The organism is Photobacterium sp. 270122K (genome assembly GCF_059941365.1).
In genome coordinates, this window is sequence record NZ_JBPOEN010000002.1 from 285367 (window position 1) to 298067 (window position 12701).

General features: G+C 50.2%; 11 protein-coding genes. 7 read left to right on the forward strand and 4 right to left on the reverse strand.

What is annotated here, in order from left to right; translation table 11 throughout:
* Positions 1-67 precede the first annotated feature (67 nt).
* From clpP to ACSF8W_RS04510, 6 genes are all read left to right on the forward strand, one after another.
* The gene (clpP, locus tag ACSF8W_RS04485; protein ID WP_500845416.1) at positions 68-694 is read left to right on the forward strand and encodes an ATP-dependent Clp endopeptidase proteolytic subunit ClpP; all 627 of its coding nucleotides are present in this window, start codon (positions 68-70) and stop codon (positions 692-694) included.
* Positions 695-805: 111 nt separating this feature from the next.
* Positions 806-2086, forward strand: coding sequence for an ATP-dependent protease ATP-binding subunit ClpX (clpX, locus tag ACSF8W_RS04490; protein ID WP_500845418.1), 1281 nt, complete (start codon positions 806-808; stop codon positions 2084-2086).
* A 130-nt stretch (positions 2087-2216) separates the two neighbouring features.
* Positions 2217-4589: an endopeptidase La gene (lon, locus tag ACSF8W_RS04495; protein ID WP_500845420.1), complete on the forward strand. Its 2373-nt coding sequence runs from the start codon at positions 2217-2219 to the stop codon at positions 4587-4589.
* Between the two features lie 221 nt (positions 4590-4810).
* Positions 4811-5083 (forward strand): nucleoid-associated protein HU-beta, encoded by a 273-nt coding sequence (gene hupB / locus ACSF8W_RS04500; RefSeq protein ID WP_500845421.1) that lies wholly within the window; start codon positions 4811-4813, stop codon positions 5081-5083.
* 262 nt (positions 5084-5345) lie between these two features.
* Positions 5346-7238, forward strand: coding sequence for a peptidylprolyl isomerase (ppiD, locus tag ACSF8W_RS04505; protein WP_500845423.1), 1893 nt, complete (start codon positions 5346-5348; stop codon positions 7236-7238).
* Positions 7239-7497: 259 nt separating this feature from the next.
* Positions 7498-7752, forward strand: coding sequence for a ComEA family DNA-binding protein (locus ACSF8W_RS04510; RefSeq protein WP_500845916.1), 255 nt, complete (start codon positions 7498-7500; stop codon positions 7750-7752).
* 76 nt (positions 7753-7828) lie between these two features.
* Here the strand turns inward: ACSF8W_RS04510 and rrtA are convergent, their stop codons facing one another.
* A complete protein-coding gene (gene rrtA / locus ACSF8W_RS04515; protein WP_500845425.1) occupies positions 7829-8395 on the reverse strand; it encodes a rhombosortase in 567 nt (188 codons plus the stop codon).
* A gap of 10 nt (positions 8396-8405) precedes the next feature.
* On the opposite strand from rrtA, the gene ACSF8W_RS04520 reads away from it, so the two are divergent.
* Entirely contained in the window at positions 8406-9056 is a 651-nt protein-coding gene (locus ACSF8W_RS04520; RefSeq protein WP_500845427.1) for a tRNA-uridine aminocarboxypropyltransferase, read from the forward strand.
* Positions 9057-9351: 295 nt separating this feature from the next.
* On the opposite strand, the gene ACSF8W_RS04525 is transcribed toward ACSF8W_RS04520, so the two are convergent.
* The 3 genes from ACSF8W_RS04525 to ACSF8W_RS04535 form a co-directional block, all read right to left on the reverse strand.
* A complete protein-coding gene (locus tag ACSF8W_RS04525) occupies positions 9352-10731 on the reverse strand; it encodes an anti-phage deoxyguanosine triphosphatase (RefSeq protein ID WP_500845429.1) in 1380 nt (459 codons plus the stop codon).
* Positions 10731-11315, reverse strand: a complete 585-nt coding sequence (gene yfbR / locus ACSF8W_RS04530) for a 5'-deoxynucleotidase (protein ID WP_500845431.1) — start codon at positions 11313-11315, stop codon at positions 10731-10733. The genes ACSF8W_RS04525 and yfbR overlap by 1 nt, the downstream gene beginning before the upstream one ends.
* A 166-nt stretch (positions 11316-11481) precedes the next feature.
* On the reverse strand, positions 11482-12696 hold the full coding sequence (locus ACSF8W_RS04535; protein ID WP_500845433.1) for a pyridoxal phosphate-dependent aminotransferase: 1215 nt from the start codon (positions 12694-12696) through the stop codon (positions 11482-11484).
* Positions 12697-12701: the final 5 nt, after the last annotated feature.

Below are 12701 nucleotides of genomic sequence, written 5' to 3' on the forward strand. Positions count from 1 at the left end.
CTTCTGCTAACAATGGTCCGTGTGAGAGTAATTTCATTCGGGCCATTTATTTTAGGGAAATAACGTTATGAGCTACCAAGAAAGAAATGCCATGTCGCCAATCTTAGATGCGCTGGTTCCTATGGTGGTCGAGCAGACTTCGCGTGGTGAACGTTCTTACGACATCTATTCCCGACTACTAAAAGAGCGTGTGATCTTTCTGACCGGTCAGGTTGAAGATCATATGGCCAACTTAGTCGTTGCGCAGCTATTGTTCCTTGAATCAGAAAACCCTGACAAGGACATCTTCCTTTACATCAACTCTCCGGGCGGTTCTGTTACAGCGGGTATGTCAATTTATGACACCATGCAGTACATCAAGCCAAACGTGAGCACCGTATGTATGGGTCAAGCCTGTTCAATGGGTGCCTTCTTGCTTGCCGGTGGCGCGAAAGGTAAGCGTTACTGCCTACCGAACTCTCGCGTGATGATTCACCAGCCATTAGGCGGCTTCCAAGGCCAAGCATCGGATATTCAAATCCATGCACAAGAAATCCTAACGATCAAACAACGTCTGAACGGCCTACTTGCCGAGCATACCGGTCAGCCACTTGAAGTGGTTGAACGTGATACTGATCGTGATAACTTTATGTCTGCAGATCAGGCCGTAGAATACGGTTTGGTTGATGCGGTTTTGAGTCAGCGTAATAGCTAAGACTGTTGTGGCCGTGCTTGGCAACCGGCGAAGCACGGAGCAAAACAACCTGAGTTGTTATACACTCAAAACAAGGCAATGATGGGGTAAAACCCGAAAAGAGGTTAGCGAATGACAGATAAGCGAAAAGAGAGTGGTAGTGGAAAACTGCTGTACTGCTCTTTCTGCGGTAAAAGTCAGCACGAAGTTCGCAAGCTGATTGCTGGCCCTTCTGTGTATATTTGCGATGAATGTGTTGATCTGTGCAACGACATCATTCGTGAAGAAATCAAAGAAGTAATGCCTAAGCGTGATGGTAGCGACCTTCCGACACCACAGCAAATTCGTAAAAACCTGGATGAATACGTCATTGGTCAAAGCCATGCGAAGAAAGTGCTAGCGGTAGCGGTATATAACCACTACAAGCGCCTTCGTAACGGCGACACCAACAGCGAAGGGGTTGAACTGGGCAAGAGTAATATCCTGCTTATCGGCCCAACAGGTAGTGGTAAAACACTGCTGGCTGAAACACTAGCACGTATGCTTGATGTTCCTTTCACGATGGCTGACGCAACCACGCTGACAGAAGCGGGTTACGTGGGTGAAGACGTTGAAAACATCATCCAGAAGCTATTGCAGAAATGTGATTACGATGTCGCCAAAGCCGAGCGCGGTATTGTATACATTGATGAAATCGACAAGATCTCACGTAAATCAGATAACCCATCTATCACGCGTGACGTGTCAGGTGAAGGTGTTCAGCAAGCCTTGCTGAAACTGATTGAAGGGACCGTGGCATCGGTACCACCACAAGGTGGCCGTAAGCATCCACAGCAAGAATTCTTGCAGGTTGATACATCGAAGATCCTCTTTATCTGTGGCGGTGCATTTGCCGGTCTGGATAAAGTCGTGGATCAGCGTGTTGCGACAGGAACAGGGATTGGCTTTGGCGCAGATGTGCGTTCTAAAGACGAATCTCGCACGTTAAGTGCTTTGTTCGAACAGGTAGAACCGGAAGACTTGGTCAAGTATGGCTTGATCCCTGAATTCATTGGTCGTTTGCCTGTGACAGCTATCCTGAATGAATTGGACGAGGATGCCCTTGTTCAGATCCTTCGCGAACCGAAGAATGCATTGACCAAGCAATATGCGGCATTGCTTGAGCTTGAAAATGTCGAGCTTGAGTTCCGTGACGATGCGCTTGTGGCGATTGCTCGCAAAGCAATGGATCGTAAAACGGGTGCCCGTGGTCTACGTTCTATCGTGGAAGCGGTACTGCTTGATACCATGTATGAACTGCCTTCTGCTGAAGGTGTTAGCAAGGTTGTGATTGATGAATCAGTGATTAAAGGCGAGTCTGAGCCACTACTGATTTATGCCAATACAGAAAACCAAGCGGCGGGTGCTGAGTAATTTTTACTCAAAATGCGCAAAAAAAAGGAGGCTTATGCCTCCTTTTTTATTTTCTGTCAGTTATCCCGTTGAATCTTTAGCGCTTGCCCCCATATACTCAGTAAAGAGATTGAACGGAAGAGAGAATAATATGAACCTGGAGCGTTCGGAACGCCTTGAGATCCCCGTTCTACCACTGCGAGATGTGGTGGTCTACCCGCACATGGTTATTCCATTGTTCGTAGGCCGGGATAAGTCAATTCGCTGCCTTGAAGCGGCGATGGATGACAACAAACAAATTTTGTTGGTGGCGCAGAAAGAAGCCGCGACCGACGAACCTTCTATCCACGATTTGTACGATGTCGGTACTGTCGCCACAATCCTGCAATTGCTGAAACTGCCTGATGGCACAGTAAAAGTGCTGGTTGAAGGCCAGCAGCGTGCAAAAGTGGACAATTTACGTGATGACGACTTCTTCAGCGCGGAAGCCGAGTTCCTTGTGACCGAGGAAATGGACGAGCGTGAGCAGGAAGTGCTGGTACGCACGGCAATCAATCAATTTGAAGGCTTTATTAAGCTGAACAAAAAGATCCCGCCAGAAGTACTGACGTCCCTCAATGGTATTGATGAAGCGGCCCGTTTGGCCGATACCATTGCGGCACACATGCCATTGAAATTGGCAGATAAACAAAAAGTGCTGGAAATTGTCGATGTGACGGAACGCCTTGAGTTCCTGATGGCGATGATGGAATCTGAAATTGATTTGCTGCAGGTGGAAAAACGCATCCGTGGCCGTGTCAAAAAGCAGATGGAAAAAAGCCAGCGCGAGTATTACCTCAACGAGCAGATGAAAGCGATCCAGAAAGAACTGGGTGAGCTGGATGATGCGCCGGATGAGTTCGAGTCGTTGCAGATCAAGATCGAAGAATCGAAAATGCCGGCCGAAGCGCGTGAGAAAACCGAACAAGAACTGCAAAAGCTGAAGATGATGTCTCCGATGTCAGCCGAAGCAACCGTGGTTCGCGGTTACATTGACTGGATGCTGAGTGTGCCATGGCACAAGCGTTCAAAAGTGAAGAAGAACCTCGCGAAAGCGGAAGAAGTGCTCAACGCCGATCACTACGGTCTTGACCGTGTGAAAGAGCGTATTCTTGAGTATTTAGCGGTTCAAAGCCGTGTAAACAAACTAAAAGGCCCGATCCTGTGTTTGGTGGGGCCACCGGGTGTGGGTAAAACCTCATTGGGTCAGTCTATTGCTGCTGCGACCGGACGTAAGTACGTGCGCATGGCACTGGGTGGCGTGCGTGACGAAGCGGAAATCCGTGGTCACCGCCGTACTTACATCGGTTCTATGCCGGGTAAGTTGATCCAGAAAATGGCTAAAGTAGAAGTGAAGAACCCGCTGTTCCTGTTAGATGAAATCGATAAGATGTCATCAGACATGCGCGGTGACCCGTCTTCAGCCTTGCTTGAAGTGCTGGATCCCGAGCAGAACAACGCGTTCAATGATCACTACTTGGAAGTCGATTACGACTTGTCTGACGTAATGTTCGTTGCCACGTCAAACTCGATGAATATTCCGGGTCCATTGCTTGACCGTATGGAAGTGATTCGTCTGTCGGGTTACACCGAAGATGAAAAGCTGAACATTGCGAAGCGCCATTTGCTGAGTAAGCAAATTCAGCGCAACGGTCTGAAGCCGGCTGAAATCGACGTGGATGACTCTGCACTGTTGGGCATTATTCGTTACTACACCCGTGAAGCGGGCGTGCGAAGCCTTGAGCGTGAAGTGTCTAAACTGTGCCGTAAAGCGGTGAAAGAAATTTTGCTTAACCCAACCACCAAACAAGTGGTGATCAATCAGGACAACCTGAAAGAATACTTGGGTGTGCAGCGTTTTGATTACGGTAAAGCGGAAGACAGCAACCGTATTGGTCAAGTCGTTGGTCTGGCGTGGACGGAAGTGGGCGGCGATTTGCTGACCATTGAAACCGAATCCATGCCGGGTAAAGGCAAGTTGACCTATACGGGTTCACTGGGTGATGTGATGCAAGAGTCCATCCAAGCGGCGATGACAGTGGTACGTAGCCGTGCGGAGCGTCTGGGCATTGCACCTGACTTCTACGAGAAGCGTGATATTCACGTTCACGTACCCGAAGGTGCCACACCGAAAGACGGCCCAAGTGCCGGTATCGCCATGTGTACGGCATTGGTGTCTAGCCTGACCGGTAACCCGGTACGTGCGGATGTCGCCATGACCGGTGAAATCACCTTGCGCGGTGAAGTGTTGCCTATCGGCGGCTTGAAGGAAAAACTGTTGGCAGCCCACCGCGGTGGTATCAAGACAGTGCTGATCCCGAAAGAGAACGAGCGTGATTTGGAAGAGATCCCAGATAACGTGATTGCTGATTTGAAAGTGTGTCCAGTCCGTTGGATTGATGAAGTGCTCACCATTGCACTGCAGAATAATCCAACAGGTATTGAACTGGTCAACACCCAAAACAGTGACATGCAGCAAAGTTAAAGTATGAAAAAACGCTTTCAGGGACAAAATCCTTGTCAGCGTTTTTTTGTGTCGCTATAAGAGAGTCTAATTTGCCGTTAGCTCAATAATATCAACGCTTCCCCGTATTGGGGTGTTGTGTGCTGATAGAATTAGGCCTGATATATTTTTGTGTTCGTAACGCCCCTAAACAGCAGTAAAAACGGCGGCGTACGGATGGCGTTCATAGAGAGGATGAGACCGTGAACAAAACTCAATTAGTTGATAAAATTGCTGAGAATGCTGATATCTCAAAAGCGTCTGCGGGACGTGCTTTAGACGCATTCCTTGACGCAGTTTCTGATAGCTTGAAAGCAGGTGACTCAGTAGCGCTTGTTGGCTTTGGTACGTTCTCTGTTCGTGAGCGTGCGGCACGCACGGGCCGTAACCCACAGACAGGTGCTGAGATTCAGATCGCAGCGGCGAAAGTACCTGGCTTTAAAGCGGGTAAAGCGCTGAAAGATTCGGTAAACTAACCGTTGGGCCTAGCCCGTCAGTTTGTGTGAACAAACAAGCATTCCGGTTGTCATAACAGCAACTTGGTATGGACAAAGGGCGCATCCTGAAGATGCGCTTTTTTTACTTTATATGCGTGTGTTTTTTGAGGCAAATCCGTCTTAAACCATACTCGAGCCAAGCACACTATTCTCTGGCAACGTAACTTGTCGGGAAGCATCAAATAAACAGTGAACTTGGTATTACCACGCCAGATCGAATCAGTAGGAGATACGGCAAATTATGATGGACCGTATGCGCGAAGGCGCAAGCAGCATTTGGGTCAAGATCGTTCTTGGCTTAATTATACTTTCTTTTGTTTTTGCTGGTGTGGGCGGCTACCTCGCAGGTAGTGGTCAGCAAGTGGCGGCAAAGGTCGACAGTCATGAAATCACGCAGCGTGAATTTGACATGGCGTATCAGAACGAACGTAACCGCATGCAATCGCAGTTAGGAGAGTCTTTCTCTTCACTAATGGGCGATCCTGCTTATGTGCAGCAGTTCAAGCGTAGCGTGCTGGATCGTATGGTCAATGACCTGTTGATCGAGCAGCGTGCGAATGAACTTGGCCTGCGTATCAGTGACGAGCAAATCCGTACGACAATTTTGGCGATGCCAGAATTCCAGCGTGATGGTGCGTTCGACAACGATCAGTACAACGCATTGCTACGTCGTGCTGGCCTGACGCCTGATATGTTTGCGGAATCTATGCGTACCGATATGCTGCGTCAGCAGTTCTTGGCGGCGATTCAAGGTTCTGACTTTGCACTGGCAAATGAGCTAACGGCACTGACAAAGCTTGAGCAGCAGCAACGTGAAATTCGTACGCTGTCACTCGACATTGCCACGTTCACGCAAAATGCGATCGTGACAGACGAAGAAGCGAAAGCATTCTACGAGCAAAACCCAGCACTTTACACCCGTCCTGAGCAAGTGAAGGTGTCTTATGTTGAGCTATCGGGTGATACGCTGAAGACGACACTGGATGTGTCTGACGCTGATGTGAAAGCGTACTACGATGACAACATGAGCAAGTTCGGTTCTGCTGAGCAGCGTCAAGTCAGCCACATTTTGGTTGAAGGTAAGAGCGACGAGTCAAAAGCTAAGGCAGAAGCGATTCTGGCGAAACTGAATGACGGTGCGGATTTTGCTGAACTGGCGAAAACTGACTCAGACGATACCTTCAGCGGTAAAGAAGGCGGCAAGCTGGATTGGTTTGAGCGTGGCGTGATGGATCCTGCATTCGAAGATGCAGCATTTGCCCTGAACAAAGGCCAAATTTCGGGTGTTGTGGCATCTGATTTCGGTTACCACATCATCAAGCTTGATGATATTAAGCCATCGAAAGTGAAGCCATTTGCTGACGTACGTGATGATATTCTGGCGGAGTTGCGTGAGCAGCGTGCGGCTGAAGCCTTCTATGACCAGCAAACTAAGCTTGCTGAAACGGCATTTGAAGTGCATGACACACTGCAAGATGCGGCAGAAGCGGTGAATGCGACTGTGCACACGACAGACTTCATTTCAGAAGCCGATGCGCCAGAATTGCTAAAAACACCGGCTGTTTTGCAAGCATTGATGAGCTCGACAGTACGTGATAACGGCGAAAACTCAGAAGTGATTGAAGTTGGTCCTGAGCATGTTGTTGTTGTTCGTATTGATGACAGTCGTCCAGAAATGGTGCTGCCTTTTGACGAAGTATCGGCAAAAGTGAAGCAACAACTGGCTATCCAGAAGGGTGAAGCGGCAGCGCAAGCGAAAGCGGATGAGCTGATTACTGAGCTACGCAAAGGCAACACCGCGATTCTGGAAACGGAAGGCGTGAGCTTCTCTGCACCAGAAACCATTGCACGTGTTGGCTCTGACCGCATGATTGCACAAGAAGCTTTCAGCATGGCAAAACCTGACGCGGGTAAAACCGTGTACAGTGTGACGCGCGATGCTGCCGGTAACGTGATGATCATTGCACTGGATAATGTCATTGATGCGAACGTGGGTGATGTTGCTACAAACAGCCAACTGGCGATGCAGTTAGAGCAGATGTACGCTCAGCAAGACGTGATGGCAACACTGCAAGTGCTGCGTGATACGGCTGAAGTGTCATACCCTGTCGAAGAAGACGAAGCGGCAAATTAATTTGTAATTTATACGTTTGTAGACGGGCCGCCATGTGCGGCCCGTCTTTTTTTTGCGTATTTTTCGCATAGGAATTCGATAGGGGGCTTTACCCCTTTGCTCCATTCCTTCAGCGTATCCCTTGTTGATGAACAATCGCTTGATACACAAGCGTTTAATGTCAGATATAACAGTCTGGCTCAATAATAAGGAGAGAACGATGAAACGCATAGTTGCTGCGATGGGCTGGGCATTATTGGTAGGGATGGCGTCACCGGTGATGGCCGCTGACAGTACTGAGCCCAAGGTCGAGAAGGTGGATAAGCACGAAGGGATTGAAATCACCGTGAATATCAATACGGCCAATGCGGAAGAGTTGGATACCTTATTGGTGGGTATTGGGCCGAACAAAGCGGCGAAGATTGTGCAGTACCGACAGGCCAATGGACTGTTTGAGTCAGCAGAAGCCTTGTCTCAAGTGAAGGGCATCGGTGCGGCGACGGTTGAGAAGAATCGCGCGCGCATCAAACTGTAAGCGCGATACTACACGCAGTGAAAACGAAAGAGAGCACCGTTGTGGTGCTCTCTTTTTTTATACTTTGGCCACGTATTTACTGCGTGCAACGTGCGCGAACGCTTCGCCAGACGACAGGGAGCAGCGCAATCAATATCCCCCCCACCAGACCGGCAAGGTGGGCTTCTGTGGCCACGCGAGCTTGGATCAGTGATTCAGAGAGGGCAGAGGCGCCAAAGAGTTGTTCATGCGCGACTTTCAGAATGACCCCGACTAACATCACTGTCCCCAGTTTGTCTTTGGCGAGGATATCCCGACAGGCACCCCACGCAAAGAGCCCATGCAAGACGCCAGAGAGCCCGGCATAGTTGTGCATTGAAGAGCCGAACAGGCACAGCCCAATAAACAGCGATAAACTGACAATCAGTCCGGCTAACCGTGCGGCGGTTAATTGTGCACGAAAGATAAAGGTAATGATTGCCAAGGCCAGCGTGTTCATTATCATGTGTGGCCAATTGGTGTGGGTGAGGTTGCCGGTAATGAGCCGCCAGATCTCCCCGTGTACAATGGCATCGCGTTGCCAGAACAGCGCGGACGCTATCGCAGGCAATTGCATGAGTGCTATCAGCGCGATAGTGAGAATAACAAAGAGACGAATAGACAAGGCCACCTCGATGAGTCGATATTGTGAACAGTGCGGTAAAGCCAAGCAGGCATGTATTTGCCGCTGGATCCAAGTGATTGATGCTAAAACTGAACTGTGGATTTTACAACACCCTTCTGAGGTGAAACGTGCGATTGGCACGGCACGTATTCTGACGTTGTCACTGCCCAATGCCAAATTATGGATCGGTGAAGACTTTTCTGCGCATGCTGAGATAAACCAGTTATTGGCTGATCCTCTCCGTCAAGCGTGGGTGATTTACCCTGGCGAGCACGCCACACCGATCTCGGCCTTGGCTGAGGCGACAGAGCCAAAAGAAGCAGCACCTGATGCCATGGCATCTGATACAACGGCAACAAAACGGACGTTGATCTTGCTCGATGGCACGTGGAAGAAAGCCTACAAAATGTGGCAGCTTTCAAGCAATTTACAGCAACTGCCCGCGGTGGCATTAGACAATGCCGACGACGGTAATTACCGTATCCGAAAATCCCCGAAATCGCAGGGCGTATCTACGGTAGAAGCGGGCTATCTGGCGTTAACGGCGCTGGACAAAGGCAACGAAGAGGCATACACCCCGTTGCTTGATGTCTTTAACCAGATGATTGAGTTCCAGATCCAGCAAATGCCTGAAGGGGTGTTTGAGAAGAATTATAAGTAAAGGGACGAGTGTCGAGGGGCGTGAAAAAGCGACCCTGTGGCCCTAAGGCCCTATGGAAAAAGCAGGAGCGAAAGTGCTTACACCCATAAAGGGATCTGAAATCCTGCTTGCAGGACCACAGGACCACAGGACCACAGGACCACAGGACCACAGGACCACAGGACCACAGTCTTGTCTTTTTTGCTTTTTCTCGTCCCTTTGCACTAGCCCCTAGTACCTGTTTTTCCAGTTTTTCCGCTCTTCCTAGCCCCTTTGAACTCGACACTCGTCCCTACAAACGTCCCTGCGTTTGTCCTTAAAACCCATGCCCCTCAATCCCGACGCCGACAGCAGATGTTGGGTGGAACAGGGTACTGTACAAGCGTTGAGCAAAGCCATCGGTCATTGCAGAGATATAATCGGCAATGACACGGTGTGCGTTATCGCCTTGCTGATGGGCGCGCAGCCAGCGTTCGCGGGTGTGCTCGGGCAACAGGCGTTCAGGATCCGCGGCAAACGCTTCAAATAATTCCATCACCAATTGCTGCCCTTTATATTCCAACAACTGGATTTCAGGTTTATGTACCACGTATTGGCTGACAAACTGTTTCAGCACATTCAGTACGTGTTCCATCGGCTCACTCAGAAACGCATTCCATTGCAGCAACGGGCAATCAAAGGCTTCCACGCCGTTTTGCAATGTCGGGGCAATGTGGATCGAGGTCAGCAGGGCGTTCACCATCGCGCCAATGGCGTCTTTGCGTTCGTGGTGGGTCCCAAACAACTGATCACTGAGCTGACTAATGCGTTCTTCAATCCACGGCTCACCACAGTCCGCTAACTTGCTGGCGACCGCTTCCTGCCACTGCTCACGGGTGACAATGCCCATTACAATGGCGTCTTCTAAATCATGTACCCCGTAGGCAATATCGTCCGCCAGTTCCATGATCGAACAGTCTAACGATTTAAACCGTGTTTTAAGGTGGGCAGTCGCACAATGGCGCTCAGCACGCATCGTGCTGAATAAGGCGCGATCATGTTCACTTAATGGGGCTAATACCCAATCAAAAGTGTCGCTGTCATCCCGGTAAACCCCTTTCGCGGGGTGCCAGTCTTTGGCTTTCAGGTGGCGAAAATTCACGACATCCGCAGGCAGTTCAGTGGCGCGGGTGTCGCTGATAAACGCAGGATATTTCAACAAGCCCAGCAAGGTGCGGCGTGACAAGTTCATCCCAAACTGTTCGGTATACGGTTCAAGGTGACTGACGATCCGGAACGTTTGTGCGTTGCCTTCAAAGCCGCCGTGGTGGCGCATCATGTAGTTCAGAGCGACTTCACCGCCATGACCAAAGGCCGGGTGCCCGATGTCATGGGCTAAACATAGGCTTTCCATCAAACTGGTGGAGGGCAAGAGATCGCGAAAATCCGGTTGGTTGATCTTCAATTGCGCGACAATGCCGGTGCCAATTTGTGACGCCTCCAGTGAATGGGTCAGGCGGGTACGGTAAAAATCGTGGTGGCCCGCGCCATGCACTTGGGTTTTGGCTTGTAAGCGACGAAAGGCGGCGGAGTGAAGAATACGGGCACGATCACGCTGAAACGCTGAGCGGTGATCATTACGGCGTTCTTTTTGTTCATTGCTCTTACGGGCTTCCCACGCGGTGTGGAAATCGGCGTTTAGGGTAAACAACGGCATTAGCTGATTTCATCCAAGGTCAGGTTGAAGCTGTCGACAAAGGTAGCGAGAAAATAGTCCATCTCGGGGGTCGAGCGATCGGCAAGGGTTTGCTCCAAGTTCTTCTTCGCCGACGTAAACTCATGGTTGCCGACGCTTAATTCTTCCAGACACTTTAGGTAGGCACACAGGCTGTCAGCTTGTTTGACGATGGCATAATCGTCAGGGTCAATGCAGTGGCTGTCCAGCAGGGGCGCATAGTCATCATGGAATTCTTCCGGCAGCATCGACAGCAGTTTTTGCTCTGCGGCCAATTCAATCTTTTTGTATTCTTGCGCAATGGCGGGGTTGTAGTACTTGATGGGCGTTGGCATATCGCCCGTTAACACTTCGCTGCAATCATGGAACATGCCGAGCAGGGCGATACGTTCAGGATTGGTGTTCCCCCCGAATTTGCGGTTTTTGATCAAGGCAAGCGCATGCGCCACAAAGGCCACTTGTAAGCTGTGCTCAGAGATGTTTTCAGTTTCTACGCAACGCATTAACGGCCAACGTTGGATCAGCTTCATGCGGGCGAGGTGGGCGAAAAAATGGCTTTGTTTCATCAGGTTGCTCTCAACGGTTACCGTATCGGTTCTTTACAGAAGGGTCGCTATAAAGGTAACAGACTTTGGGGGGTACGGCGTAGCGCTATCCGAATCGTAGACAGAAAAAAGCCCCAGTCGTGAGACTGAGGCTTATCGTGATCATCATTCGTGCAACGAACCCGTGTTACTGACGGTAGCTGTGCAAGAAGCGCTCAAGGCGGCTCATGGCCAGTTCCAGATCGTCCACGCGCGGTAGCGTCACAATACGGAAGTGGTCCGGCTCTTTCCAGTTAAAGCCCGTGCCGTGTACGATCAAGACTTTCTCTTGCTGCAAGAAATCCAGCGCCATACGTTGGTCATCGACGATGTTGAATTTCTTCTGATCCAGTTTCGGGAACAGGTAAAGTGCGCCTTTTGGTTTCACACACGACACACCTGGGATTGACGTCAGCAAGTCGTACGCTTTATCGCGCTGCTCCAGCAAGCGACCCCCCGGCAAGATCAATTCATTGATGCTCTGGTAACCGCCCAGCGCCGTTTGAATCGCGTGCTGCATCGGGACATTGGCACACAAACGCATTGAAGACAGCATATCGAGGCCTTCAATGTAGCCTTTAGCGGGCAGTTTAGGTCCAGACAGTACCATCCAGCCTGCACGGAAACCACACACGCGGTACGACTTAGACAGGCCATTGAACGTCACACAGAAGACATCCGGTGCCAACGGGGCAATGGAGGTATGCTGCGCACCTTCATACAAAATTTTGTCGTAGATTTCATCGGCAAAAATGATCAGTTTGTGCTGACGGGCAATTTCCACGATTTCCAACAAGAAGTCACGGCTGTACACCGCACCGGTTGGGTTGTTTGGGTTGATCAACACAATACCGCGGGTATTGGGCGTGATCTTGCTACGAATGTCGTCCAGATCAGGATACCAGTCAGACTGTTCGTCACAGGTGTAGTGCACCGCGTTACCGCCAGACAGGCAAACGGCAGCGGTCCATAGCGGGTAATCCGGTGACGGTACCAAGATTTCATCGTTGGTGTCGAGCAGGGCTTGCATCGCCATCACAATCAGTTCAGAACAGCCGTTACCGATGTAGACATCTTCCACGTCCACATCCAACATGCCGCGTTTTTGGTAGTGCTGCACCACGGCTTTGCGCGCTGAGTAAATCCCTTTGGAATCACAGTAACCCTGTGAGGTGGGCAGGTTGCGGATCACATCCACCAAGATCTCATCAGGGGCATCAAAGCCAAACGGTGCCGGGTTGCCAATGTTAAGTTTGAGGATTTTCTGTCCTTCTTCTTCCATGCGTTTGGCATGTTTCAGGACGGGACCTCGTATGTCGTAACAGACATTATTGAGTTTTGATGACATCCCGATGTTGTGCATTTCCT

What these genes read in the sequence shown, in the direction of transcription:
- clpP (WP_500845416.1), top strand. Translation starts at nt 68, where the DNA reads ATGAGCTACCAAGAAAGAAATGCCATGTCGCCAATCTTAGATGCGCTG.
- clpX (WP_500845418.1), top strand. Translation starts at nt 806, where the DNA reads ATGACAGATAAGCGAAAAGAGAGTGGTAGTGGAAAACTGCTGTACTGC.
- lon (WP_500845420.1), top strand. Translation starts at nt 2,217, where the DNA reads ATGAACCTGGAGCGTTCGGAACGCCTTGAGATCCCCGTTCTACCACTG.
- ppiD (WP_500845423.1), top strand. Translation starts at nt 5,346, where the DNA reads ATGATGGACCGTATGCGCGAAGGCGCAAGCAGCATTTGGGTCAAGATC.
- ACSF8W_RS04510 (WP_500845916.1), top strand. Translation starts at nt 7,498, where the DNA reads ATGGCCGCTGACAGTACTGAGCCCAAGGTCGAGAAGGTGGATAAGCAC.
- ACSF8W_RS04520 (WP_500845427.1), top strand. Translation starts at nt 8,406, where the DNA reads ATGAGTCGATATTGTGAACAGTGCGGTAAAGCCAAGCAGGCATGTATT.
- ACSF8W_RS04525 (WP_500845429.1), bottom strand. Translation starts at nt 10,731, where the DNA reads ATGCCGTTGTTTACCCTAAACGCCGATTTCCACACCGCGTGGGAAGCC.
- yfbR (WP_500845431.1), bottom strand. Translation starts at nt 11,315, where the DNA reads ATGAAACAAAGCCATTTTTTCGCCCACCTCGCCCGCATGAAGCTGATC.
- ACSF8W_RS04535 (WP_500845433.1), bottom strand. Translation starts at nt 12,696, where the DNA reads ATGCACAACATCGGGATGTCATCAAAACTCAATAATGTCTGTTACGAC.